This window comes from Kibdelosporangium philippinense (assembly GCF_021390435.2).
Lineage (GTDB): Bacteria > Actinomycetota > Actinomycetes > Mycobacteriales > Pseudonocardiaceae > Kibdelosporangium > Kibdelosporangium philippinense.
The window spans coordinates 1,829,025-1,853,079 of the sequence record NZ_JAJVCN010000004.1 but is presented as its reverse complement, the minus strand read 5'-3'; the positions used below and the strand labels follow the sequence as shown (position 1 = coordinate 1,853,079).

General features: G+C 65.5%; 25 protein-coding genes. 9 read left to right on the top strand and 16 right to left on the bottom strand.

The window, feature by feature from the left end:
* From LWC34_RS51665 to LWC34_RS51655, 3 genes are read left to right on the top strand one after another with little or no spacing between them, the layout of a single operon-like run.
* Entirely contained in the window at window positions 1–2,256 is a 2,256-nt protein-coding gene (locus LWC34_RS51665) for a PKD domain-containing protein (protein WP_233733596.1), read from the top strand.
* The gene (locus LWC34_RS51660; protein WP_233733595.1) at window positions 2,253–4,553 is read left to right on the top strand and encodes a PKD domain-containing protein; all 2,301 of its coding nucleotides are present in this window, start codon (window positions 2,253–2,255) and stop codon (window positions 4,551–4,553) included. Before LWC34_RS51665 ends, LWC34_RS51660 begins: the two co-directional genes overlap by 4 nt.
* 7 nt (window positions 4,554–4,560) lie before the next feature.
* Window positions 4,561–6,033 carry a COG1470 family protein gene (locus tag LWC34_RS51655; RefSeq protein WP_233733594.1) on the top strand — a complete coding sequence of 491 codons (1,473 nt, stop codon included), beginning with the start codon at window positions 4,561–4,563 and terminating at the stop codon, window positions 6,031–6,033.
* Here LWC34_RS51655 and LWC34_RS51650 read toward each other — a convergent pair.
* Entirely contained in the window at window positions 6,017–6,574 is a 558-nt protein-coding gene (locus LWC34_RS51650; protein ID WP_233733592.1) for a hypothetical protein, read from the bottom strand. The genes LWC34_RS51655 and LWC34_RS51650 overlap by 17 nt on opposite strands.
* Before the next feature lie 100 nt (window positions 6,575–6,674).
* Between LWC34_RS51650 and LWC34_RS51645 the strand changes: the two genes are divergently transcribed.
* The gene (locus tag LWC34_RS51645; RefSeq protein ID WP_233733590.1) at window positions 6,675–6,923 is read left to right on the top strand and encodes a type II toxin-antitoxin system Phd/YefM family antitoxin; all 249 of its coding nucleotides are present in this window, start codon (window positions 6,675–6,677) and stop codon (window positions 6,921–6,923) included.
* Window positions 6,920–7,303, top strand: a complete 384-nt coding sequence (locus LWC34_RS51640) for a PIN domain-containing protein (RefSeq protein WP_233733588.1) — start codon at window positions 6,920–6,922, stop codon at window positions 7,301–7,303. Before LWC34_RS51645 ends, LWC34_RS51640 begins: the two co-directional genes overlap by 4 nt.
* Before the next feature lie 13 nt (window positions 7,304–7,316).
* Here LWC34_RS51640 and LWC34_RS51635 read toward each other — a convergent pair whose 3' ends face one another.
* The 12 genes from LWC34_RS51635 to LWC34_RS51585 all read right to left on the bottom strand — a co-directional run bounded on the left by LWC34_RS51635 (window position 7,317) and on the right by LWC34_RS51585 (window position 18,532).
* Window positions 7,317–7,817 carry a zinc-ribbon domain-containing protein gene (locus LWC34_RS51635; RefSeq protein WP_233733587.1) on the bottom strand — a complete coding sequence of 167 codons (501 nt, stop codon included), beginning with the start codon at window positions 7,815–7,817 and terminating at the stop codon, window positions 7,317–7,319.
* Window positions 7,814–8,353: a hypothetical protein gene (locus LWC34_RS51630; RefSeq protein WP_233733586.1), complete on the bottom strand. Its 540-nt coding sequence runs from the start codon at window positions 8,351–8,353 to the stop codon at window positions 7,814–7,816. Before LWC34_RS51630 ends, LWC34_RS51635 begins: the two co-directional genes overlap by 4 nt.
* 76 nt (window positions 8,354–8,429) lie before the next feature.
* Entirely contained in the window at window positions 8,430–10,394 is a 1,965-nt protein-coding gene (locus LWC34_RS51625) for a putative baseplate assembly protein (protein ID WP_233733585.1), read from the bottom strand.
* A 76-nt stretch (window positions 10,395–10,470) separates the two neighbouring features.
* On the bottom strand, window positions 10,471–10,887 hold the full coding sequence (locus tag LWC34_RS51620; protein ID WP_233733584.1) for a GPW/gp25 family protein: 417 nt from the start codon (window positions 10,885–10,887) through the stop codon (window positions 10,471–10,473).
* Between the two features lie 71 nt (window positions 10,888–10,958).
* Window positions 10,959–12,614: a VgrG-related protein gene (locus LWC34_RS51615; RefSeq protein ID WP_233733583.1), complete on the bottom strand. Its 1,656-nt coding sequence runs from the start codon at window positions 12,612–12,614 to the stop codon at window positions 10,959–10,961.
* Window positions 12,607–13,284, bottom strand: coding sequence for a CIS tube protein (locus LWC34_RS51610; protein ID WP_233733582.1), 678 nt, complete (start codon window positions 13,282–13,284; stop codon window positions 12,607–12,609). Before LWC34_RS51610 ends, LWC34_RS51615 begins: the two co-directional genes overlap by 8 nt.
* Window positions 13,285–15,369: an eCIS core domain-containing protein gene (locus LWC34_RS58555; protein ID WP_233733581.1), complete on the bottom strand. Its 2,085-nt coding sequence runs from the start codon at window positions 15,367–15,369 to the stop codon at window positions 13,285–13,287.
* Window positions 15,370–15,421: 52 nt separating this feature from the next.
* Complete coding sequence (locus tag LWC34_RS51600) at window positions 15,422–15,862, bottom strand: phage tail protein (protein ID WP_233733580.1); 441 nt, start codon at window positions 15,860–15,862, stop codon at window positions 15,422–15,424.
* 13 nt (window positions 15,863–15,875) lie between these two features.
* Window positions 15,876–16,028 (bottom strand): DUF6760 family protein, encoded by a 153-nt coding sequence (locus LWC34_RS58550; protein ID WP_308200301.1) that lies wholly within the window; start codon window positions 16,026–16,028, stop codon window positions 15,876–15,878.
* Between the two features lie 20 nt (window positions 16,029–16,048).
* Entirely contained in the window at window positions 16,049–16,405 is a 357-nt protein-coding gene (locus LWC34_RS51595) for a hypothetical protein (protein ID WP_233733578.1), read from the bottom strand.
* Between the two features lie 73 nt (window positions 16,406–16,478).
* Window positions 16,479–16,910 (bottom strand): phage tail protein, encoded by a 432-nt coding sequence (locus tag LWC34_RS51590; RefSeq protein ID WP_033380928.1) that lies wholly within the window; start codon window positions 16,908–16,910, stop codon window positions 16,479–16,481.
* Window positions 16,911–16,942: 32 nt separating this feature from the next.
* The gene (locus LWC34_RS51585; RefSeq protein WP_233733576.1) at window positions 16,943–18,532 is read right to left on the bottom strand and encodes a phage tail sheath family protein; all 1,590 of its coding nucleotides are present in this window, start codon (window positions 18,530–18,532) and stop codon (window positions 16,943–16,945) included.
* Between the two features lie 326 nt (window positions 18,533–18,858).
* Between LWC34_RS51585 and LWC34_RS51580 the strand changes: the two genes are divergently transcribed.
* On the top strand, window positions 18,859–19,491 hold the full coding sequence (locus tag LWC34_RS51580; RefSeq protein ID WP_372496819.1) for a S1 family peptidase: 633 nt from the start codon (window positions 18,859–18,861) through the stop codon (window positions 19,489–19,491).
* Here the strand turns inward: LWC34_RS51580 and LWC34_RS51575 are convergent.
* A complete protein-coding gene (locus LWC34_RS51575) occupies window positions 19,428–20,744 on the bottom strand; it encodes an ISL3 family transposase (RefSeq protein WP_233724452.1) in 1,317 nt (438 codons plus the stop codon). The two genes, LWC34_RS51580 and LWC34_RS51575, sit on opposite strands and share 64 nt — an antisense overlap.
* Window positions 20,745–20,819: 75 nt before the next feature.
* Here LWC34_RS51575 and LWC34_RS51570 point away from each other — a divergent pair, with 75 nt between their 5' ends.
* A complete protein-coding gene (locus LWC34_RS51570; RefSeq protein ID WP_235731351.1) occupies window positions 20,820–21,257 on the top strand; it encodes a trypsin-like serine protease in 438 nt (145 codons plus the stop codon).
* 57 nt (window positions 21,258–21,314) lie between these two features.
* Complete coding sequence (locus LWC34_RS51565; RefSeq protein WP_233733572.1) at window positions 21,315–22,004, top strand: LysR substrate-binding domain-containing protein; 690 nt, start codon at window positions 21,315–21,317, stop codon at window positions 22,002–22,004.
* A 5-nt stretch (window positions 22,005–22,009) separates the two neighbouring features.
* Here the strand turns inward: LWC34_RS51565 and LWC34_RS51560 are convergent, their stop codons facing one another.
* Window positions 22,010–22,693, bottom strand: a complete 684-nt coding sequence (locus LWC34_RS51560) for a hypothetical protein (RefSeq protein ID WP_233733571.1) — start codon at window positions 22,691–22,693, stop codon at window positions 22,010–22,012.
* A gap of 158 nt (window positions 22,694–22,851) precedes the next feature.
* Between LWC34_RS51560 and LWC34_RS51555 the strand changes: the two genes are divergently transcribed.
* Window positions 22,852–23,136: a hypothetical protein gene (locus LWC34_RS51555; protein ID WP_233733570.1), complete on the top strand. Its 285-nt coding sequence runs from the start codon at window positions 22,852–22,854 to the stop codon at window positions 23,134–23,136.
* 205 nt (window positions 23,137–23,341) lie between these two features.
* Here LWC34_RS51555 and LWC34_RS51550 read toward each other — a convergent pair whose 3' ends face one another.
* Window positions 23,342–24,037 (bottom strand): helix-turn-helix transcriptional regulator, encoded by a 696-nt coding sequence (locus LWC34_RS51550; protein WP_233733569.1) that lies wholly within the window; start codon window positions 24,035–24,037, stop codon window positions 23,342–23,344.
* Window positions 24,038–24,055: the final 18 nt, after the last annotated feature.

The window sequence follows — 24,055 nt, the reverse complement described above, 5'->3', positions numbered from 1 at the left end:
ATGCGTTCAACTGCGTGGGGCGTATCAGCTGCGTTATTGGTCGGCGCGGCCGTGGTTTTCGGAGCTGACGACGGGATTCCCGCGCAGGACGTCCGGCTGTTGTCCGGTGCCGCGTGGCTGTCGTCGGCGAAGGTCGGGCAGGTGACCCTGCTCGACGGGTCGACGGCCGAGGTGGCTGCCCAGCTGCAAGTCGCCTCGCCCGGCAACGTGGTGGACGTGGTTCAGACCGGGTCGACCGCGTACGCGGTGGACAAGACCGCGGGCACGATCCGCCGGATCGACGGTGCCACGTTCGAACTGGGCACGCCCGAGGCGCCGATCCCGGGTTCTCGCACCGGTTTGTCGGCATTCGCTGGCAAAGATGTGTTGTACGCATTCGACAGTGAACGCGGCGTGCTAGTCGACACCGACCCGCGCACGATCGCCCGAAAAGGACGCGAGCAGACGCTCGCCGCGCAGGTCGGCGATGGTACGGCCACTTTGGACGAAGCCGGTCGCCTGTGGGTGCTCGAGAACTCGACTGGCCTGCTGACCAGGTTCGACGGCCAGGAGCGGACGAACACGAAGATCACCGATCCCGGTGAAAACGTTGTCACGGTTGCCGCTGGCGGCCCAGTGGTCGTGAACGTCAAAGGCCGCAAGGTGATCACGGTGGACCCGGTCACCGGTGCGGCCGACCGCACGATCAATCTGGATCTGCGGGCCGATGACACCGTCGAGGTCAGCGGATCACCCCACGATCCTCGCGTGTACATCGTGGCCTCACGCGGTGTCGTACACATCTGTGACCTCACTGCGGGATCCTGTGAACAGGTGATTCCGTTGACTGCCAACAGCAAGCTCGGTCCCGCGGTGGAAGCGGGCAAGCGGGTGTTCGTGCCCGACTACACCACCGGCCAGGTCTGGATCATCAACCTGGACAGCGGAAGCGTCGTGGCCAAACCCCAGGTACTCACGCCTGCGGGCGATTTCCAGCTGCTGGCGCGCGACGGCATGGTGTTCTTCAACGATCCGGAATCCGCGCGTGCCGGTGTCGTCCAACTGGATGTCACGATCCTGAAAACGGCGAAATACGACGAGAAGAACCCAAACAAAGGCCTGACCACACCTGTTGCGGGCCAAGCAGGACAGGTAGCGCCATCCGCAACGGCCCACCAGCCAGTGCCGCCTTCGCAGTCCAATCAGGCGACCAGTCCACGCACCACGCCTTCGGTCACGCAGCAGTCGAGCAGGCCACAGCAGACACAACAATCACAGCAGCCGCCGACCTCGAACCAACCTGAGCCGCCTGCAGATCAGCCGCCAGGCTCATCCAGTAGCACCACTCCACCGCCGCCAACCCCGGATCCCTTGCCCAGTTTGCGAGTCACGGCCAATCCCAGTGCGCCGGTCGCGGGCGATCCGGCCACGTTCAACGTGACGGCAAGCGATGGCCAGCAGCTGTCGAACATCCGCTGGAGTTTCCAGGGTGGCGGGACGAAGACCGGCGCGCCCGTGCAGCAGACGTGGACTCAGGAAGGCCAGTACCTGGTCAGCGTTCAGGCACGAATCCCTGACGGTAGGGACACGAGCGGGTCGGTGACCGTGACGGTCGGGGCCGCGCCGACGATAAGTGTCAGTGTGACGGTGGCGCAAGGAGGCCGGATCACCGGCGGCCCAGGCAATCTGGCTTCGTGCTCGTCCGGTTCCCGTTGCACGGGCGAAGTGGACCGGCGTACCAACATCACTTTCCGCCAGGAGCCCGATTCGACGCACCGCATCAAACAATGGCGTACTCCAGCCGAGTGCGCGGGCTCGACCAGCGCGACCTGCACTGTGCGGACGAACACGCACACCGGCAGCATTTCCGTCGCCAACGAGTTCGAGGTCAAGCCGCCACCCACGAAGTTGACGGTCCGTGTGACCGCCGCGACCGGCAGTTCCGGCGCTGTGTCCGTCAATGGTGGCGGTAACAACGGACGTGAGTGCTCGGCGCTGTCGCAAACAACGACATGCACGTACACCATCAACAATCCGGACAATGACGCCGTCACGCTTTGGGGAAACCCACGTCCTGACTCACATTTCGTCGGCTGGTCCGACGGCCCGTGCTCGGGAGGCAACTCCGGCTGCTCCTTCAACGTCTTCACTGACACCAGTATCACCGCGAGGTTCGCCGTGGGGTCCGCGAACTTCATCTGGCTGTTGCCGATGCTGGGACTGCGGATCCCGCAGCAGCGGATGACCGAGAAGCGACAACGGAAGGTGGGGATATGACACCGTTATCCCTGCGGAAACCGTGGATACGCAACGGGTTCGCCACCGGATGCGCGGTGGCGGTACTCGGCGGGGTCGCTGTGGCCGGTATGGACAGTGGCCACGAGGTTCAGAACGTCAAGCTGCTGTCCGGTGCCGCATGGCTGCCGTCCGGCCGGGTCGGCCAACTGAGCCTGCTTGACGGGACTTCGGCCGAGGTTTCCGCCCAGGTCCAGGTTTCGCAGCCTGGATCGGTGCTCGAAGTGGTGCAGGCCGGCCCGAACGCGTATTCGGTCGACCAGACCGCGGGGACCATTCGGCGGATCGATGGGGCAACTTTCGAGGTCAGTGCGCCGGAAGCGCCGATTGGGGGCGCGCGCAGCGGGCTGACCGCGTTCGCAGGCTCCGGCAAGCTGTACATCGTGGACACTCAACGGGGGCTGTTCACCAACGCCGACCCGCGAACCGGACGTGCGCTGAGCACGCCGCAAACCCTGGCGACCCAGATCGCGCCGAACACAACGGGAATTGATACGGACGGGCGGCTGTGGATCTCCGACAACGCCACCGGTGACGTGCGAACCATCATCGACGGCGAAGAACAGGTCCCGATCAAGGAAGTCACCCGTCCAGGGCGCAGTGTGCTGACGATGGTCAACGGCAGGCCGCTGGTCGTTGAGGTTGCCGCGCGTAAGGCAACGACAGTCGACCCGTCGCTGCGCAAGGTCGACACGACCATCGATATCGACCTACGGGACGGCGAGGACATTCAGCTCAGCGGTTCGCCGTACAGCGACCGCTTCTACGTGGTCGCGCCGCGTGGCGTGCTCACGATCTGTTCTCTGGCAGAGGAAAGCTGTTCCGACGCGGTGCCGCTGGCCAGTGGCAAGCTCGGTGCCGCGGTCGAGGCGGGCAATCACTTGTTCGTGCCGGACTACACCACCGGCCAGGTCTGGATCGTCGGGCTGGACAAGAAAACAGTGCTGGCGCAGCCGAAGGTGGTCAAGACGGCCCGGCAGTTCCAGTTGGTGTCGCGGGACAACATGGTGTTCTTCAACGTGCCCGACACCGACGAGGCCGGTGTGATCACGGTCGAGGGTGCTGTGTTGGATGTCGCCAAGTACGACAAGAACGACCCGAACAAGGGCTTGAACGCGCCCATCACGGGCGTTCCCACGCAGCCGAACCCGCCACAGCAGCCGTCGCAGCAACCGGATGCGTCGCAGGTTCCCGTTCCACCGCAACAGCCTTCCACCGAGGCCCCGCCGGTTCCTCCGACGGTCCAACCACCGCCTCCCCCACCACCTCCGCCTCCGGTTTCGCAGCCAGAACCGGCTCCGCCACCGGACGATCCACCTCCTACGCAGGAGAAACCGGTCATCAAGATCACGTCATCCAAGACGAGCCCGGTGGTCGCTGAGAACATCACGCTGAAGGTCGACGACAGCAAAGGCACCGCTCCGACCCACGCGACTTGGTCGTTCGGTGACGGCCAGAACGGCAATGGCGCGATGGTCGGCCACAAGTGGGCCACGATCGGGACGTACCAGGTCAGCGTGCAGGTGACCATGCCGGACGGACAGCAGGCGATGACCTCTCGTCCGATCGAAGTGACCAAACAGCCGGACACCACAGTGCCTTCGGTCATCGGACAGACTCAGAACGCCGCAACCACCGCGCTCACCAACGCCAACCTGCGCAGTACCGTTGCACACGTCGCGAGCCACACGGTCGCGGCCGGGCTCGTGGTCTCGCAGAATCCTGTTGGTGGCAAGGTCGTTGCGCCGCAGACCATGGTGACTTTGCAGGTCTCGTCGGGCAAACCGGCCGTCATCGACCTGCGTGCACGGGCCGCGAGCGCGACATGGACCAGTGGCGCTGGAACGCTGCCGTACAACGGAAGCGATGTCGACGAGCGCGGATTCGTCAAGCCACGCACGGGTTACCAGGTCGAGGACGGCTCATATCCCGCCTTGCTCGAAACGCACCCACAGTGGGTAGCCAACGGCTTCATTCAAGGCACTTTCACGCTGTCACGTCCGGTCATCGCCGGTGACAGGTTCAGAGCCACGGTCGGCTTCATGTCCGTGCAGGGCGGATCGGCCGGCAGTGGCACGTTCATCGTGAGCATCATCAAGGGCGGTGCGGCGACCACGATCGCCACGGTCAACGACTCCGCTTCGGACGGTGTCATGCGGCCCATCAACGTCGACCTGACCCCGCACGCGGGCGCCACCGGGATCAGGTTCCGCTTCAACGCGGGCGCTTCCGCGGGCCAGGACTGGGCGTCCTGGGTCGGACCACGAATCGAAGGATGATCTTGTCATGGCCATCGCGATGAAAGTGACCGTCAGCCCGGAGCGGATCTCGCTCGGGCCGGGCGAGACCGCCGATGTCGAGCTGACGGTCCAGAACGCGAGCCAGGTCGTCGAGCACTTCTCGGCGCACGTCGTCGGCCTGCCGAGCAACGACCTGTTCCGCTGCGAGCCCGACGTGGTCAAGCTGCGCCCGAAGGAAGTCGGCACGCTGCGGATGCAGATCTCGGTGCCGGAGCGCGGCGGCATGATCGCCGGTCCGTACATCCTCGGTCTGGTGGTGAAGTCGCCGTACAGCCAGGAAGTCTCGCGGTGTGAGGAACTTCCGCTCGATGTGCGGCCCGCGCCGGTGCTGACGATGAACGTGCAGCCGGAGGTCGCCAACGGCGGCAAGGTCGGCAACTACGTGATCAACCTGGCCAACGAAGGCAACATGCCGATGGCCGTGACGCTGTCGGGCACTGACCCAGAGAACCGCGTCGGATTCAAGTTCGCGCCGCGTGAGTTGCGGCTCGAGCCAGGCATGGTCGCGGGTTCGCAGGTGACCGTGAACTCCGACCAGCCACTGACTGGCTCGGAAAAGCACCGGTCAGCGACGTTGCGGGCGAATGCTGGCGAGACCGTGGTGGAGAAGCCGGTTTCGTTCGTGCAGCGGCCGAAGATCCGTGGCGGCTGGATGAAGTTCGGTGCTTTGGCTGCCGGGGTGGCCGTGCTGGGCGGCGCGACCGTCGGTGGCGCGCTTTTGTTGCGTGACATCAAAACCCAGAACGCGGCGGCGACTTCTCCGCTGCCGCCACAGGTCCAGCAGCAAGTGCCGCAGCCTCAACAGCAGAACGCGCCGCAGCCGACCCAGCCAGCTCCACCACCTAACGCTAGCTCGGGCGCTCCTCAGCCTTCGCAGCCTGTTCCGCCTCCGTCGCAGTCGGGTGCGCCCACGGCCGTCGCCGTGATCGACAACATCGACTTCTCAATGGGCATCGATGGCCAGCCCGTGCAAAGCCCGCGGTTGATCGACAACACGCATTACCTCGAGCGAGGGCTCACTCTCAGCAACGCGATGGAACGCGCGCCCGTCGTCTGCAAGAGCGCGACCCACCAAGGCCTGCGCATCGCCAGGCCGGGCACGGGGCTCGAACTGGCGGGCGCAGGCGTGTTCCTGACGTCGTCACTGCCGACGGACATCCGTGAATGCAACGTGGTCCCGATCCGGTTCCAGTTCAACAAGCCGCTCAGCGCGTTCAACGTCTACTTCACCGGTGTGCAGGGAGCCAAGTACGCGGCGATCGCGACCTATCAGGACGGCACACGCAAGACCTTCGAGGCGGTCGCCACGAAGATGGGTGAGGAAGTGCCGATCGGGATCAAGGTCGAGCCGGGCCAGCCGCCGATCCAGATGGTCGAGTTCGGCTACAGCCCGAGCGTCCAGCCGACGAAGGACACGCTGACCATCGTCAAGCGGGTCGGCTTCACCCGAGTTCCGTGAGATTCGGGAACTGTTTCAGATACTTCCCGCACTGAACAACGAAGTTGTCAGCCGGACCGTCAAGACGGGTCCGGTTGACCATTTCGTCAGGTTCCCGCACGGGCGGGGTGAGCATCCGGATCTCGTCGTCCACGAACTCGCCATCGGCCAATTGTGCTGTGGCCAGGGCTAATCCGGTCGCCACCGTGACACCGACGGCCGTGCGACTCGGGCTGAACACGGCATGCCGGTCGTCGTCGATACTGGCTTCGCCGATGAAGTCGATCACCATCAGCCGGACCCCGTCGCCGGTCGCGGGAACGTCGATGTCGTAGAAGACAGAGCCGGACAGACCGTCCGCGTCCGGCTCGATCGGCTCGCCGATCACAGCGGCGGCCAGTCCGGCGGGGCCAAGTTGCCTGCCGCGCCTGCGATCGGTGACCACGGCCAAGTCCGGTACGTCAACTCCGCCTAAGAGATCGGCAAGCACGTTTCGGGTGCGATCGATCAGGACAGCCAACGTGATCGGCGTACGCAAAGTCGCCTCAAGATCAACTGACACGCGCAGAGGATACGAGAGGCCGCACAGGAGCCGACTCAGGCCCAGACCTCACCAAGTTCACCTCCAACAAGAGGGGTAGCACATGTGCTACCGTGTGATGGTGAGCGAAGCTGGACTGCGCGAAATGAGACAAAACGCCAGCGAACTGGTGCGGCGTGCACAAGCCGGTGAACGGGTGACGATCACGGTCGCTGGTCGGCCCGCAGCCGTACTCGGCCCGGTCAGCTCCCGCACGTGGCGCCCATGGGACGAGTTCGCAGCCATCTTCAATGGGCCCGCGGACCCCGACTGGGCACAAGATCGTGATCTGGTCGACGGCAGCGTCACAGATCCATGGGAACCACGGTGAGTCGGGGCATCCTTGATACCAGCGTGTTGATCGCGACCGATGTCGCTCCCATCCCTGGAGAACTCGCGATCAGCGTGGCAAGCTTGGCCGAACTTCAGTTCGGAGTCCTGGTCGCCAAGAACGATCAAGTGCGTGGCGCACGGTTGACCCGTCTCAGCTCCATTCAGCGCCGGTTCGATCCGCTGCCAATCGACGACGCCGTCGCTGACAGCTACGCACGGCTGGCCGAACGCGTCGTCCGGGCCGGACGGCAACCGCGGGCACGGGTCATGGACCTCCTGATCGCCGCCACCGCGCATGCGCATAACGCGACAATCTATACACGCAACGCCGACGATCTGGTGGGCCTCGAAGACATGCTCACCATTGCCACGATCTGAAGCTCCGTAGCAGTTAAAGGAAGTAGGCCAGGGCCCAGACCGTTCCCATCGCCACCAATGGCAAGCCGATCAGCAGCGCGGTCTTCCACCACTGGCTCTTGCGCTTGGGACCTGCGGCGACGGGTGGCGGCTCGGGCATCCAGCGTGGCGGGAAAGCCGAACCGGGCCACAGCTCACACCCGCAGATCTCACATCGCTTGCGGTGCGGCGGGTTCACCTGACGGCACTGCGGGCAATGGGGTCCAAGCGCACGCTGCGGCTCCCGCATCATCTGAGGCGGCGGGCGGTGCTGTTGCTGCTGTTGCGGCGGAGGTGCGTAAGCGCGTTGCCGCTGTGGGGGTGGCGCGTACTGGCCTGTGTAGCTGACCACGCCGTCGTCGACGGGTTTGTGGGTGACCTTGTGGGGTTGCGGCTCCACGTGTGCTGGTTTGTCCAATAGCAAGGGGTAGCCGCAGTGCGCACAGAGTTTCGCGCCCTGTGGCGGGACCGGGTGGCCGCACTCTGGGCAGTTCATCGTTGCTCCTGCTGTTCGGACCGGACGACCAGGTCTACCCGGACGCCGATCGGCAGTTCCTCGGCGAGGAACGTCATCACCTGCTTCTTTGTCAGCAGGCCGGTGTGATCCAGCTCGACCGTGACCACATGGGACGCTTGGGGCACGTCGTCACGTGGCCCGAACACGCCGCCAGAGTCGATCACGTCGACCCGGCTGTCGGTCAACGCTTCAAGCAGCAACTCCAGGCCACGGCTGGTGCCGCGCCAGACAAGCGCTTGGCCGACCGCGCGGATCAGGCGGCGCTGAGCGTCCCGGACGCCTGCGTCCTCGGAGCTGAGCATGGCGGCGTCGACATCCACGCCGATCCACGAAGCCATGTACACCAGCATCTCGGGTGACGCGAGGTTGACGTCAAGCTCGTGCTCGATGTCCATGACCTGCTCACGGACCGAGTCGCCGATCTCCTCGAACGCCTTGACGAACCCGGAGATCACCTGGTCCCGGCGCATGACCGCCGGGAGCTGGTTGACCAACCATCCTGCATTTGCGGTCATGCGCGGCTCCCGCCGTGGCTAAGCCCGTCGCATGACCGCGGTCGACTGTGTTGAATGGTGCGCTCGACAAGCTCGCTCACTGCCTGACCACCACCCGATGCGACACGGACATGAACAGCTCTTCCTTGGCGAGCCGGACACGCTGGCCGACTTCCTCAGGTTGCTGCTGGCCACGCAGGTCCGCCAGGAACATGTGGACGGTCTCCGCGCGCGAAACACCAGCGACACCACGGAGAACCGAGAAGATGTCGCCAATGGACAGATCTGCGTCAAACGGCCAGCCCTTGCCGTCCGGACCGCCGGTGACCGGGTTGACGAACTCGTACAGCGCGCGTTCGGCGTCCTCACGCACCTTCTCCGGCCGCACGGTCGGGGCCGCGTGAACCTCGGCGACGATCGTGATTCCTTGGTACGAAGGCGTGTCGATCCGGACCTGAGTCGTCAGCAAGCGGCGGCCGTCGAGATATCCCTTGATCTGATCGACCAGATCCTGCTTCAACGCCAAGTCCTGCAGTTTCATCGTCTCGGGCGCGACATCGCTGCGCGGAACCACGAGCAGCCGCACGGGATCGCCTGCCTTCAACGGCGGCAAGCATCGTGCACGAGCAGCACCTGGCGCGGCAGCCAACGTGAGACGCTCGAAGTCCTTGCCGGTCACCGCGCGGTGACCACCACGCAGGTACAACGGCCCGCGGACCTTGGCATTCTCGACAGACTCCGCGTCGACGCCACCCGTGGCTGGTTCGAGGTTACGCACGGAATCCACCGACTGGATCGCGCTCAGCGGCACGGTCAGCTTGCCAGCGCCGACGTTTCCACGCCTGCCGCCACCATACCGGTAACCGGTCACCCAGATCTGCGAGTCCTCCTCGGGAACCGCGCCATACTGGCGAATCCGGCCGTCACGGCCGATCACGCGCGGCCCGAACCGGATCTCGCCGGTCGCACCGTTCCACGTGTACACCCGATCGTCCTCAGTGGCGTCGGTGAAGTCCGCGACCTCGGTCCATGGCACGGGATCCGGGTCCACGCCCGGCTCCCGTCGCGGCGGGACGATCTCGACACGCTCACGAGCGCCACGACGCGGCAGCACAGGCGCGCGCCGCACGACGTGCACCTGGCCAGGCTCGCCATCGCTGGTCCCAAGCAGTTCGCGCGGCGCGGGCTCTGCGTGGTGCGCGGCCACAGCGCCACCGAGGCCAACCACAGCGACCGAGTCCAGCAGTGGCGGGGTGTCGTAGGTCTGGCCCTCGACGGCCGGGTCGATCAGCTTGGCGCGCACCCAGTGCGCGCGAACCGGGCCGATCGCCAGGTTCTCGTGGCGTCCCTTGAGCAGCAACGTGATCTCGCCGGTCGTGTTGAAGCCATCGCTGGTGTCGCTCAGGACCCGCGCGTTCGTCCAATCGCGACCGTTCCAGCTTTGCCAGACGCGCGGTGGGTTACGTGGGTCGATACCACGACCGGCCGCGCCGCTGACCTCGATGTCGACCCGGATCAGATTGCCCTCAAGGCTTTCGTCGAAGCCGAGGTACATCGCGTCGTCCACATGCAACGACGGGAACACCGGGATCTGCGTGCCCTCAAGGCCCAGCTCCTCGGTCCGGTTCTCGAACCGGCCGTCGGTCCTGGTCAGCAGCGCCGTCAGGTTCGGGCGGACCAGCATCAGGTCTGTGTCGGTCATGAAGACGATCTGGTCTTCGCCGTGCCCGCGCTCGGTGCCGACCTGGGTGCCGCCGGGCACGCGGATCGACTGCTCCGGCGGCGCGGCCAGCGTGAACAGGATGTCCGTGCGGGCCGGGCTGGCCGAGGCGAGCTCGATGCCGACCAGTTCGAGGAACTTCACGTACAACCGGTCCGGCACCTGGTTGAGCCGGTACAGGATCATCTCGGTCATCCAGGCGAACAGCTCGATCAGCGCGACGCCGGGGTCGGAGACGTTATGGTCGGTCCATTCAGGACAGTGACGGGCGATTCGCCGTTTGGCCTCGTCCACAATGTCCTGGAACCGGCGATCGTCCAAATTGGGCGCTGGAAGGCTCATGAGCGCTCTCCGATGTGGCTTGCGTCCCGCTGCATGAGCCTGGGCGCTGTGTTGAATGATTCGCTCGCAAGCTCGCTCACGGCGCCGGTTCCTCCTGCGGGATGACGTAGAACGGGTAAACCAGGTTGCGGTGGTCGTTGGTGGCCTTGATCCGATAAGCGATGTCGATCGCGATCATTGACCCGTCACCGTCCGGCGTCGCGTCAACCGATTCGAGCTCGACCCGCGGCTCCCACCGCGTCACCGCCTCCCGCACGCTCTGCTCGATCAGGCCGAGCGTGTTCGCGTTCACGGGCGCGAAAACCTGTTCCCACATCGCGCAGCCGAAGTCGGGGCGCATCACGCGTTCGCCCGGCGCGGTGGTCAGGATCATCCGCAGCGCGGCATCGATCTCCTCGCCGCCCTGGACAAGACGAACGCTGCCGCCCGGCGTGATCTGACCGGGAAACGCCCAGCCCGATCCGATCAAATCGCCGTTGCCCGGCTGACTCATCACCCAACTCCCTGCTCAAGCCTCGTGAGTGGTTAGCAGGGTTAGAACGCGGCTAACCACTCACGAGGGTGTTAGTTCAGCTTGATCGGCTTACCGGTCGCGGTGATCGCGCCCTTGGCCGAGATGTCGATCTTCGCCGCTTCCACCTTCAGCGAATTGCCCGCTTTGATCTCGATGTCCTTCGCACTGATCACCAGCTTCGTCTCACCGACCAGCTTCGACTCGTCCTTCTCAAGCGTCAGCTCGCACTCCGCGTCACCGAGCTTGATCGTGATCTTGCTCTTCGGGTCGTCGGTCAGCACGATCCGATGGTTCTTGCGGCTGGCCATCACCCGGTCCTTGACCTTGCCGTCCTGCGTAGGGTTCGGCTCAGGCGGCTTGTCCTTGCGGCCCCACAGTCCGCCGAGCACGATCGGCCGCGACTTGTCGTCGTTCTCAAACCCGACAAGAACTTCGTCGCCGACCTCGGGCAGCCATTCGATGCCACGGGCCGCGCCGGCGCCGATCGTGGCCACCCGGGCCCACTGGCTTTCGTCTTCCGACAGGGTCGGGAACTTCACCTTGACCCTGGCTTGGCTTTCCTTGTCGTCGTTGTTGGTGACAACCCCGACGACAAGGCTTCCCCACCCTCGGTGCTCCTGGCGGTTGGCCGTGCCACCGCCGCCGATCATGTCGACAAGGCTCTCGGCTTCCTTGGCGCCACAGGTGAAACGCGTGACGTACGGCCGATCGGCGCCATAGATGTGCTCGACCGTGGTCACCCGGTACTTGCCCGCGAGCCTGCTGCCGACCTTGTCAAGCGTCACGTCGTTGCCCGCGCCGATCCACGGATTGCCAACGGCCTCACCGCGCATGATCACGCCACCGCCGGAAGCCTTGGCCATCAACGACTGCGCGCGAGCGTCCGCTTCGGACTGACTGGCGGCTGGGAACTGCCCGGCCCGGCGCGTCACCTGACCAAACGCTCGCTTCGCAGCCGACGCCATCTGCTGCGCTGCCGGAGCGTCGGTGCCGTGATCAGGAGTGTTGGCACGGCCGGTGATCGTCTTCTTGTCGACCGCATCCCACGCCATGACAACGACTTCGTCGCACGCGTCGACCGAGGCGAACCGGACCTTGAAGCTGCGCAGGTTCTCGCCCCACGTCAGCTTGGGCGCCTGGCCACGGCCGGACGGCTTGCGCTTGAAGTGGAACTTGTTCTCGGTGATCCAGAAGTCGTAGCCGATCGAGCTCGCCATCCTTCTAAGGAACGCGTAGTCGGTCTCGCCGTGCTGCAACATGTGCGTGCGAACCTCGGACGTGCCGTCGATGTCCGGGTCCAGGCCGTACTCGCCGGAGACCCGGCGCGCGATGTCCGCGTCGGTCATGTTGGTGAACGCGCGCGACTTGCCGCCACGGGCCATCCGATGGGTCAGGTCGAGCCCGGTCACCACCAGTTCGTGCCGCCCGGACACGCCCGGCTCCACCGCAACCGCCGTGACCTCGCCGGATGTCACCACAACCGGTTCGCCCTCCGCGCGGAACGCGATCTCGATCTTCGTCCCCGGCCTGAACTTGTCCTCGTCGAACAGCTCGAAGTGCGGATCGTCGAAATGCAGCGCGAAGGAGTCCGGCAGCTGCACGGACTCCTCGACGTGGACGAGCATCAACCTGCCGTAGAGCTCGGTCCGCAAAGGCGAGCCGTCGACGGTCAGGATGACGCCGTCAAGGCGCCGCTGCTCAGGCATAACCGCCGTCCCGTCGACGCGTGCCCTGCTCAGGAATGGCTAGCTGCTTGCCCTTGGGCAGCAGCAACGGGTCCAGGATGCCGTTGGCCTCGGCGATCTGGCGCCAGCGCGTCGCGTCGCCGTAGTGCGCGGCGGCCACACGGTCCAAGGTCTCCCCCGGCCTCAGCTGGTGCACGGTGTGCAGGGTCGGCGTGGAGGACGTCGGGTTCTGCAGCGGCAACTGGTCCTCGTCCTTCCACTGCTTCATCGTGATGTCCGCCTTGCACCGCAAGGGTTTGCCGGAGCTGGCGAAGTAGGTGAACCGGATCTGGACACGTTCGACGATGCACTTGAACGACTTCGTGTCACCCCAGTGGAACTCGACCCACGGCGGCCGGGCCTTGTTGCGGCTCGGGTCGGCGCCAGCCAGCGCAGGGTCGACCTTCATCAGCTTCAACAACTTGTCGGTGTGCTCGGTGACCGGCGTGCCCTCGCGGGTGGTGTCGAACATCAGCGACATCGACATCGTGGCCGACTGACCGGCCTGGAACCGCAGCTCAGGCGCGTTCTTGCCCTTGGCCTCGCCGCCCTGCCAGCTGTTGGACTTGCTGATGGTCAGCTCGGCCGGGTTGAACAAGCACTTGATTTGGTCCCCGCCCTCGGTCAGCAGGTACGCCTTCACCGCGGCCATCTAGAACACCCCCGCATAGCGTCCGCCACGCCGTTCGAGCTGGCGGAGCAGTCGTTCTTCCAAGGCCTCGGCGATCCGGTCGAGGTCCACACCAGACAGTGCTTGTTGGACACCAGGGCCGAGCGCCTGGCCAACCGCGTTCTGCGCGGCATCGACGGCGCCCTGTGCCTGGTTGCCCAAGTCCTGCACGGCGCCCGTGGCTTGCGACACCGCGCCGTTGACCCATTGGTTTGCCTGACCTGCAAGGCCGTTCACGCCTTCAGTCGCCATGCCCTGTGCCTGACTGACCATGCCTTGGGCGGCTTGGCTCACCTGGCTCACGGCCTGGTTGGCTTCGCTGATCGCACCCTGCGTGGCCTCGCGAACCGCATTGTCCACAACGGTCTTGGCGATCTGCGACACGGCACCGACAACGCCACTGGCTCCGCCACCGACCGGCAGACTGTCGATCAGACCGGCTGAGACGGATCCGGCTTCCTCACCGACCCGGTTGGCGAAACCCGATGCGGCACTGGAGAAGCGCTCGCTGATGTCGTTCGCCCCTGACCCGATTGCCGAGGTCACGGAGTTAGCGAGGCCGCCGACCATGCTGGTCGCCTTGTTGCCGAGTGAGCTCAGTGCACCGGTCGCTTGGTTGGTCAGACCACCGACACTAGGCAGTCCGCCACCGCCGAACAACCGCTGCACCCGCATGGGCGCAGCGGTTTCGAACTGAGAGCCGACGGTCCTTGCGTGCCGTTCGTCGGAGTCCATCGAGCCGGTGTGGTTGTGCAGCATGAAGCGTGGCCGGGTGATCGGCGAACGAGCGTGGGTGAGCTCGTGGGCAAGGACGCTGAGTGAAGCCGGGTCGCTGCTGGGCTGTTGTGCCAGGTGGACGACTCGGCCGGTGGTCGCGCCCAGCGCGCCGACCTCGTTGAGGGCCCGGCGGGTCGCGGAGCCGGTCGTGTACGAGGCTCCGTCGGCGCTGCCGGTCAGCTGTGCGACAAGGGGTCGCATGCTGGTCGGGAAAGGCTTGGGAGATTCGAGTGGGACGGCGGCAACGGCCGCTCGCCAGCGTTGTTCTGGGGAAGCTTCGGGACCCGCGAGCGAAGGCCGGCCGGAAGCAGATGGCAGAACGCGTGGCTGGCCGGATGTGCCCGACGCCAGCGAGAGTGGCTGACCGGGCAGGGACATTGGCCCGGACTGGCCCTTCGCCGACCTAGCGGCAAAAAGGGGCGCGGCGGCCAGCCGCTGCGGGGCAGGCGGGTGGCCCGGTCCGGCAGCCTGACCTGGGAAACCTGAGGTGGATTGTGCCGCTGAGGCAAGGCTTTCTGCCGAAAGTCCCTGCGCCGCCGACGCTTGAACGACCGACATCCGGGCCGCCGCGGCAAGGCGATGCGCGAAGAGCCCGGGGGCTGACGTCGGGGCTGCGGGGTGCGCGGACAGTCCGCGGCCGAGCACCGCCGAGGCTGCCGCGAGACTCTGGTTCGGCAGGCCCGAAGAACGGTCACCGAATGGGCCCGCCGAGCCCCGGGTATATGGCCCGTGAGCCGAAGAGGCTTGGCCGGTCGCTTGGTAGGCCGCGGCCGCGAGCCGCTGTACCGACACGCCATCCGAGGTGGTCAGGCGCCCTTGGCCAGGCTGGGCCGCCGCGAGCCGCTGCGTCGCGATGACCTGCGCCGCCGCTCCAATTGCTCCCGGCGAGTTCGCCACCGGTCCGGTAACACTCGCGGGCGCCACTGGCCTTTGCGCCACAGGCGATCCGATCAACGGCTGCACCGGCGGGACCACAATGGACGTGGCTTCCCGCTGTACCACTGCAGCCTGCCCTTGCGGCGGCGCCATCGTCAGATGCGCCGTCGAGCCGCCGACAACCTTGTCTTTCCCATGCCGCAGCATGGAATCCTTGCTGGCCAATGGGATGCGCCTGGCCAGCAGCGGCCTTTCGGGCGTGTACGTCGGCTCAGCGAACGTCTTCGCTTGGGGGTCGCTGCCGGTACGGAACCCCGGCAGCAAACCGCCGACAAGCCGCTGGGCCGCCATCCGCCACCAGGGCGGACGGACAGCCAGCGACTTGCTTGATCCTACCGGGGTGCTGCGAGCCACCTCCGGTTGCCTACTGCGAAACGGGATAAGCCCACGCAGGCGGCCACCGATGCTACTTCGCCGGTTTGAAGCCACAGTGGCACACCTCCAGCTCCTCGGTGGCCAGATCCTTCGACGACGCGGCCAGCTTGGGACCACTCCACTTGACCGGGAAGGCGTCGGTGAAATCCCAACGCCTCACCACTTTGCCCGTCGAGTCCTTCAACTGGACCGAGCCGTGCCTGCGTTCGATCTTGCTGCCAGCCGCGTCCAGGCCCTCTCCTGAACACTTGGCGAACCACTCGAACAGCACGTCCGTCTCGGTGATCCCGCGCTTGAGCACGAGATTGGGCCACTTCATCTGCTTGGGCACCTTGTGGGTGAACTGGTTCTGCCCGCCCTCGACGATCTCCTCGGTGTCGATCTGCACCGAGAGCCCGGACACCTCGAGGAACGTACCGATCGTCAGTCCGTCCACAGTGAACACGAACTGGCCTGCGAACGGCGGATCCATGGTGCGAGCCTGATTATTCGCCATTGCCGCCGATCCCCTGCCAGAAACGTTCGTTCAAAGTGCTGACTTCCTCGAGCAACGTGACCCGGTCGCCGTGCTCGAGATCAAGCAACTGGTCTAACCCCCAGTGCAAGTGGTAGGCCAGATACGTGATCTCGCGCCACAGCGTCGCCGCGGCGTAGCGTGTCAGCCCACCGCTGCCGCCTCCTCCGGGAAAGGGCTGCCTGGCTCCATGTTCTCCAGGATCGACGGGTCACCGAAGTTGATCACCCGGTAGAAGTCCTGGAGATACCGGTAATCACTGGCGAACAAGCGCTCGATCGTGCGCGTGGTCACCCGGCCGGACGTGCCGAGCTCGGTGACCACACGCGCGAGCACGATCACCGTCGCGTACGCCTCGTTGTCCTTCACGCGGTTGTCGCGCAACGGTTCGATCTCGTCGCGAGCCGTCGCCAGGCGCATGACGCCTTCGCGGTGGATCACGCCTTCGTCGTCAATGAAGCCTTTCGGCAACGTGAAAGGGTATTCGGTGTTCAGACTCATGCGGGCTCCTCGATCTGGTCCAGTCGCGTCGCATGAGCCCGACCCTGTATCGATGATTCGCTCGCAAGCTCGCTCATACCCGCTCAAGACCCTCGTGCGTGATGGTGACCTTCTCGGTGCTCACCGAGTTCGCGTCGGCCGACAGCTCCGAGCCCTCCCACTTCGAGATCCACGCGTTGGTGAAGTTCCACCGCGCGACCTCTTCCATCTTGGAGTTCTTCGCCACGATGGAGCCGTTGCGGCGCGCCTTGGTGATGTCGCCGTTGATGATCTCCTTGCGCCACTCCCAGAGGCCTGTGTCGTTGTCGACACGGCGCTCAAGGGTGATGTCGGACCACTTCAGGGCGCCGATCGTCTTGATGATCATCATGCGGCCCTCTTTGTTGAGTTCCTTGTGCTCGATGACCTCGGACTCGTTGACGACGCCGCTGCACTTCATGAACGTGCCGAGTTCGATGCCGTCCGCCTCGATCACGAAGATGTTCGTGGCTGTCACGTCTGACATAGCGTCTGCTCCCTAGTTCCCTGTCACCCTGTTCAGTCCGAGGTCTCCGCGCCGCCCTGCCACTGGCTCAGCCGGAAGATCACGAACTCGGCCGGCTTGACCGGCGCGAGCCCGACGTCGACGATCAGCTTTCCTTCGTCCACAGAGGACGCTGGGTTGTTGCTCTCGTCGCACAGGACGTAGAAGGCCTGCTCAGGCGTGTTGCCGACGAGTGCGCCCTGCATCCACAGGTTGCGAAGGAAGGCGTTGATGGTGCGCTTGACCCTGGCCCACAGGTCGGCGTCGTTCGGCTCGAACACGACCCACTGGGTGCCCTGGCGGATGGTCTCCTCGATGAAGTTGAACAGCCGCCGGACGTTGATGTAGCGCCAGCTCTGGTCGGTCGCCGCGAGCGTGCGGGCGCCCCAGATCCGGATGCCGTTGGCGCCGAACGACCGGATGCAGTTGACCTGCTGCGGGTTGAGCAGATCCTGCTCACCGGTGGTCACGTCGGTCTCGAGCCGGGCGATGCCGCGGACGACCTCGTTGGCCGGGGCCTTCCACACACCACGTGCGGCGTCGGTGCGTGCCCACACACCGGCGACGTGGCCGGACGGCGGAACCGTCAGGAACTTCTCGCCATCGGTCGCGCCGGGACGCGCCAACGGGTTCTGCACGACCAGGTGCGGGTAGTACGCGGTACCGAACGCGCTGTCCTTGCCGAGCGCGGTACGCCACTCGAGCGCCTGCTGGGCGTTGAGTCCAGGCGGGGAGTCGAGAATGGCCATCTTGGTGTGGCTGCGCTCGCACCAGTCGACCAGCTTCGACTGCGCGGCAAGGTATCCCTCGGTGTCGAAGGTGCCGTCGGGGCGGGTGGCGACCGTGATCAGGTCGGGGATCGCGACCATCGTGACGGTCTCGGCGATCGCGAGGCCCTCGTAACCGGTACGGGTCACCTCGGAACCTTCGAACTCGGTCGGCGAGACGGAGTTCGTCGCGGGCGCGACGGCCTGGATGGCGTAGCGGCCGGGAGCCGGTGCGCGCTCGGCGACCGAAAGACCCTGCGCGTTCTTGACCTCGACGCGGATCAGCTTGGAGCGCTCGTTGATCGCCTTCTCGACGCTCTTCGGGCCGCGTCCAAGGTGGACGCCACCGAACTCCTCGCGGACCTGACCGTTGTCCATGACCTTGAGCGTGAACTCCTGGCTGGTCTCGCCTTCGGCGACCGGCGCGGGTTCGACGACGATGTCATAGGTGGCTGCCGGGTCGAGCGCCTCGACGTTCAGCGTCTCGATCTCCTGGCGGCCGGACGCGGGCAGCGCACGCTGCGCCTTTCCGGTGCCGTTGCCACTCGGGATACGCACGATGTAGGCGATGCCGCCACCGTTTTCGAAGAAACCCTTCACCGAGTGCGGCAGGAGGATGCCCGGCGCGAACCCGCCGTAGATGCGCTCGTACTGCGGCCAGCTGGTGACCAGCTGCGGCTTGACGCCATCTGGGTCGGTCGGGTCACCCGCGTCCGCGTTGTAGGTCGCGGTGAAACCCACGAACGCCGCAACGGCCGTGCCCACACCTTGCAGCGGCATCGAACCGCTGGGACGCTCCTCGATGTAGACGCCTGGGGCGCCGTAAGTCGCCGCCATGAAGTGCTCCTTCTACCTCGGCTTGGCTAGGCCTACAGGTTCTCGCGCGTGCTACTGATCAACACCGCCCTTTCGGGCGACTATCCGTGCGGACCTGCGGGTTGCACGGCCGTGCGGCGCCTCAACCCAATGGACGCAGGATGATGGGCGGTTCGGCGGCCAACCTTCGCCGATTCGTCCTCTGTGGACGCCACAGGGGCATCAGCCAGAGTTATGGATCAATGCTGTCATAGGAATCGGTATTCGTGTCGCACAGTTGATTCGACCGCTTGGTGTAACCCATCAGGGCGGTCAGTGGGCAATACCTGTCGCACCCTGGCGCTGACGTGCCGGGGCATTCCCTGCTGTGCGTTTCAAGGAGTCCCTGCAATTTCAATGAAGACAATGCTGCTGCTCGTGCCGATTGTGATCGCGGCATTCGCGGCCACCCCGGCACAGGCGGCACCGCCACCCAGGACTACACATTCATGACCAGCCTGCAGGTCAACGGAAGACATGGCTGCGGCGGCTCGCTGATCAATGCGCAGTGGGTCGTCACAGCCGCTCATTGTGTGGCTGGGCAAAGCGCCAGCCAATTCCAGCTGCGAATCGGCTCACGCAGCCGGTCGAGTGGCGGGACGCTGGTGCGGGTTTCGCAGATCGTGCAGCACCCGAATTACCGTGGTGACGTCAGCGGCGGTTATGACATCGCGTTGATGCGCCTGTCGCAGTCGGTGTCCAACACGCCGGTGACCATCGCATCTACCAGCCCTGCCGTGAACTCAGGCAGCCGCCTGCTCGGCTGGGGCCAGACGTGTCCGCAGCGCGGCTGTGACCAAGGCCCGGACGGCCTGAAACAACTGGACACCCGGATTCTGCCGGATTCCAGTTGCCAGACGATCGTGGCTCTTCGAAGTTATGCGGGGTTGAGGCATCCTCGGCCTTTGCGGGTGGTGGCGCAGCGGGTGCGCAGACGTTGACTGACCGGGTTACGGAAGCCGTAGGCGTCGCGGGCGACGGTTTTGATGACCCGGTTGGTGCCCTCGGATCCTGCATTGGTGATGCCGGTGTCGAGGAAGGCGAGGATTTCGGGCCACCAGGCCGAGACCGTGCTGGCCAGTCGCTCCAGTTCGGGCAGGCCGGCTGTGGCGCACCGCTCGTAGAACCGCGACAGCCGGGGCCAGATCACGGCCCGGTCCGGGTGGGTGCGCGCCAGGTCGAGCAGGTCGAGCAGGTCTTCCTTGGCGTTCCACGCGGTCAGGATCGGTGTGCCGATCCCCGTCGGGAGTGCCCGCAGGTCGTCGATCATCGGGTCGAGGTGTTTCTCGTGTATCCGGGCGGCCGAGCGGGTCAGCCGGTTGCGCAGTTCCCACTCCCGGTTGCCTTTGCGGCCTCGCCGGCCCCGCACCTGCAGGGTGACCCGGCGACGGACCTCGGTGAGGGCCTGGTTGGCCAACTGCACGAGATGGAAGTGGTCCACGACCAGCCTGGCCTGTGGTAACACGGCGCGGACCGCGGCGGCGAAGACGGTGCACATGTCGATCGCCACGACCCGGATGCCCTGGCGCCAGGCCTGGTCCCACTGGGTGATCCAGTCCCGCACGGCCACGCTGGTGCGGCCCTCGACCTGCCCGAGCAGGCCCTGCCCGCCCGCGAGGTCCACGAACCCGACATGCCACCGATCCACTGTGACCTCCCAGCACTGCTGGTCGTCGTTCCAGGTCCACTGCGGACGGCCCCGGCGGATCTCGTCGATCCCCAGCACCGCCACCGGGTCTGGCCTGTCCGGCAGCACCGCGGCGGCGTGGGCGGTGAACGCGGCCGACACCACCGGCCAGGACAAGCCGTGATCCCGAGCGGACTGCACGATCGTGCGCCCACCATCGGCCACCGCCGCACCGGCCGCCCGCCGCAACCGACCGGTCACCCGGGCCCGCGCCGGAACCTGCTCGACCGCCTCGGTGAACGTCTTCCTGCCGCAGTCCTGCTGGTCACAGTGCCAGCGACGTTTGCGCCACCGCAGATCGACCTGTCTGCCAACCACCGGCAGATCCCTCGGCTGTGTGGTCACCCACTCCTTGATCCTGGTCGCTGTCACGCCGCATCCCGGGCAAGCACGGGCCTGCTCGTCTGCGGTGACCAGATGGACCACCGGCCCACCGTGTGCTGCTTCATCGACCCGAACGACAACCAGGCCGGCCAGGCCCAGCAGACGGGTCGTATCGTTAACCATGCCCGTGGCTCTTCTGTCGTGATCTTCCTGCGTAGACAACAGAAATGATCACGCACAGAGCCACGGGCCCTCACACTGGGCAGAAACCTCACGACCCAGTCAAACCCCGGCCAAGTTCGAAGAGCCACGATCGTCCAGCCAGGCAGCGAACTCTGTGTGTACGGAACGACATCGGCGACCGCGTGCTATGGCGATTCCGGCGGCCCAGCATTGGTTCAGGCCAATGGCGGCTGGCAGCTGGTCGGTGCGACAAGCCGGAGCGGTGGAACGAATTCCACGTGTGGAACGGGAACGGACAACGCGGTTTACACCGATGTTGTCGCGTACCGGCAATGGATTGACAGCACAATCGGCGGCGGCGAACCGTGCCAGGCGGTGGCGTGGCGGTCTGGAGTCAATTACCCGCCGGGCAGTGCCGTGTCATTCCAGAACGCGGAATGGCAGGCGCAGTATTGGACCTACGGCCAGGCGCCGGGCCAAAGCTGGGTTTGGCAGCCGATTGGCGAATGCTGAAAGGGCTGGGGGCAGCGTGCGGTGCGCTGCCCCCAGGCTCAAGCCACAAGGGGAGCCATGCGGGTCCGGATCGGCGGCTACGCCGGAGCGATGCTTGGCGAACTCGGCAGGCGGCTGGCCGGCGAGCCGTGGGCGTCCGGCGTACAGTTGCGTGACAACCGTGATTCCAGGGTGAACATCCGGATGGTCGGCACCGGAGACCTCGATCTCGCGGTGGTCTACGATTGGCCGCCAGTGGCGTTGCCGAGGCCCGCGACAGTCCGCGAGCGTGTGGTTCTGCCTGATGAACCCGTTTTCGTGATGATGTCCGAACGGCACGCACTCGCGCACATGCCACAGGTTCCCTTTCGTGCACTCATGGACTACGTGTGGGTTGACGAACCCGGCGGCCCCACAACGTGGCCGGTGTATCTGAAGCACGTGTGCCAGCGCGCCGGAGTGTCGCTCCACATCCGACAGTCCGCACAGAACCTGTTGGAAGCCCGTCGCCTGGTCATGACGACTTCGGCCGTCGCACCGGTTCTCGCCACCACAGAGGAGGCACCGGGTTTGGTGATCCGCGCACTGGACGGCCATCCGCTCAGACAACGGCTGCGGCTGATCTTCCGGCCCGACGGCCCGATCGCCGCCCACATCACGACGATCGTCGGGCACATCGGCCAGGCGTACGCGGATCATCAGGAGTGCAGCGACGCTTTCCGGACGTGGTGGCACACATCGGGATGCCACACCATGCCGGTTCAGTGACGCTTTTAGAACCAGCAGTCACCCGGGCGGTCTGGTGGCAGGTACTGGGTGCAGATGAACGAGTGTGACGTGAAGGGCCTTGTGAGTGCCCGCGTCCTGGTGACCGGATCGTCGATCTCCCATTGGAACGTCATGGAGAACGTCGCTCTGGTCCGCAGTTGGAAGTCCTCGAATCCGTGGGTGCTTTTGGCGCGCGAGAACAGGCTCGCGAAGAAGCCGGGTTGCGGGATGCACTCGTGTGACACTGGTTGGCAGGTCGCGGAGTGCCTGATCATGAATGGCTCGTTCATCAGGTTTACCACGGCCGTCTCCATGTCGGAGACGTACCTGTTGCGCAGGTGGTACTCCGCTTGCACGCCGATGTCGCCAATGTAGCGGCAGTTCACCGGCCTGCCGTTGATCAGCTGGCATCGGTAGAGCTTGATCCGGTCGCCTTCGATCATCGAGCGGGACAGCCGCCACCCGAAGAACCGGCGTTGCCCTGGCCCCGGGTGGATCAGGTGGCCGCTCGCAGCCACTTGGGTCGTGTAGTCCCGCAGGTATTCCGTGGCCCGTTGGGCGGACCCGCCAGCCAGTTGCCCGGCCGTCTCACAAACTTCGACTTCCTCGACACAGAGGTAGTCTTCGTTCTCGGGTGCCGCCGTCGCCACCTCGGTCGAGGTGATCAACGCCGCCGCGGTGGCGATCACCAGTCCGAGTGCACGCAGCCGATACCGGGTTCGGTCTCCTCGACATGTCGTGTCCTTCCGCCGAGTGCGATTGCGCCGGACAGCTTCGCAGCGTCTCCTCGGGACGTCTTCGTGGTTTCCCGAGAATGTGACGTGCTTTGAGGCCACGGTTTTGTCACATGTCGAAAGCTTTGACGTTCTCCCTTGGCCCATTGTGCAAAGCTGGCGGCTGGGCGGCCGGTGATCCGTTGCACCGTGTCGTGGACGGTCAACAGTTCTTGGTTGACGTCTCCGCCCATGAGGTCGAGGACAGCGTCTGCGGTCTCGTTTCCCATGTATGGAACCATTTCCTGGTGATCCTGGTCCCGCCTGACCTCCACAAAGGACAGTTTCTGCCCAGTGCTTCCGCTATGTCGGCGGCTTGCTCGCGGGGCGTGACACGTCGCGGTCCGGTCAGCCGGTAGGTCCGGCCTCGATGCCCGGGCTCCGTGAGCGCCACCCTCGCGACGGCGGCTATGTCCGAGGGATGGATCGCAGGCGGCACGGGTCAGCCCCGCAACGGTCCCGCATCGCACGCACGAAGCGCTTCCAGTAGAGCGCTGCCTGGTCAGACCTCGTGAGTGGTTATGCGTGTTCTAACCCGCATAACCACTCACGAGGTAGGAATCGCTAACCCGCGACGCGGAGGGTGGGGGCACCGGGCCCCGCTGGGTTGAGGTCGACGCTGCGGTCGACCACGGATTCCTCCCCGACTTCGGCGTTGTGGACACGGTCGAGCAGGAACCCGCGTGGTGCGTCGCGCAGTCGGCACCAAGCGAGCAAGTACCACCCGCGTGGGCCGTGTAAGAGGCCCATGGGCTCCACTGTGCGGCGGGTGTTGTGGTCGTTGCCGTCGCGATAGTTGATGTGTAGAACGTGGCCGGTTTCCAGGGCGCGCTGGATTGGACGCGGCACTGTTGACCGTGGGCCAAGTGGTGCGCTGACGCGTCGGACGCGGTCGACGAGTTGGTCGGCGCGCTCCAAATCTCCTTCTGGCATCACCGAAATGAGCTTGGCGAGGGCTGAGCGGGCCGCCGTTTCGAACGGCTCGCCGCGAAGCTCTCGCAGTGCGACGGACACAGCCATCGCTTCCTCGGTGGTCATGTTCAGCATGGGCAAGGTCCGGTCCTTGTCCAGCACGTAGCCCCCACGTCGTCCCCGGTCGCCGTAGACCGGGATACCCGACTGCTGCAAGGCGGCCAGGTCACGCTCGATCGTCCGGATCGAGACGTTGAGACGATCTGCCAGCCACCGCGCCGCACGCGGTTCGGGCGCCGCCACGCGAAGCTCCTCCACCAAGGCGAACTGCCGATCGGTTCTGTTCATGGGGAGAAAGCTACCGAA

Coding starts and splice junctions, on each gene's coding strand:
- LWC34_RS51665 (WP_233733596.1), top strand. CDS start 1: ATGCGTTCAACTGCGTGGGGCGTATCAGCTGCGTTATTGGTCGGCGCG.
- LWC34_RS51660 (WP_233733595.1), top strand. CDS start 2,253: ATGACACCGTTATCCCTGCGGAAACCGTGGATACGCAACGGGTTCGCC.
- LWC34_RS51655 (WP_233733594.1), top strand. CDS start 4,561: ATGGCCATCGCGATGAAAGTGACCGTCAGCCCGGAGCGGATCTCGCTC.
- LWC34_RS51635 (WP_233733587.1), bottom strand. CDS start 7,817: ATGAACTGCCCAGAGTGCGGCCACCCGGTCCCGCCACAGGGCGCGAAA.
- LWC34_RS51630 (WP_233733586.1), bottom strand. CDS start 8,353: ATGACCGCAAATGCAGGATGGTTGGTCAACCAGCTCCCGGCGGTCATG.
- LWC34_RS51625 (WP_233733585.1), bottom strand. CDS start 10,394: ATGAGCCTTCCAGCGCCCAATTTGGACGATCGCCGGTTCCAGGACATT.
- LWC34_RS51620 (WP_233733584.1), bottom strand. CDS start 10,887: ATGAGTCAGCCGGGCAACGGCGATTTGATCGGATCGGGCTGGGCGTTT.
- LWC34_RS51615 (WP_233733583.1), bottom strand. CDS start 12,614: ATGCCTGAGCAGCGGCGCCTTGACGGCGTCATCCTGACCGTCGACGGC.
- LWC34_RS51610 (WP_233733582.1), bottom strand. CDS start 13,284: ATGGCCGCGGTGAAGGCGTACCTGCTGACCGAGGGCGGGGACCAAATC.
- LWC34_RS51600 (WP_233733580.1), bottom strand. CDS start 15,862: ATGGATCCGCCGTTCGCAGGCCAGTTCGTGTTCACTGTGGACGGACTG.
- LWC34_RS51595 (WP_233733578.1), bottom strand. CDS start 16,405: ATGAGTCTGAACACCGAATACCCTTTCACGTTGCCGAAAGGCTTCATT.
- LWC34_RS51590 (WP_033380928.1), bottom strand. CDS start 16,910: ATGTCAGACGTGACAGCCACGAACATCTTCGTGATCGAGGCGGACGGC.
- LWC34_RS51585 (WP_233733576.1), bottom strand. CDS start 18,532: ATGGCGGCGACTTACGGCGCCCCAGGCGTCTACATCGAGGAGCGTCCC.
- LWC34_RS51575 (WP_233724452.1), bottom strand. CDS start 20,744: ATGGTTAACGATACGACCCGTCTGCTGGGCCTGGCCGGCCTGGTTGTC.
- LWC34_RS51565 (WP_233733572.1), top strand. CDS start 21,315: ATGCGGGTCCGGATCGGCGGCTACGCCGGAGCGATGCTTGGCGAACTC.
- LWC34_RS51555 (WP_233733570.1), top strand. CDS start 22,852: ATGTCGAAAGCTTTGACGTTCTCCCTTGGCCCATTGTGCAAAGCTGGC.
- LWC34_RS51550 (WP_233733569.1), bottom strand. CDS start 24,037: ATGAACAGAACCGATCGGCAGTTCGCCTTGGTGGAGGAGCTTCGCGTG.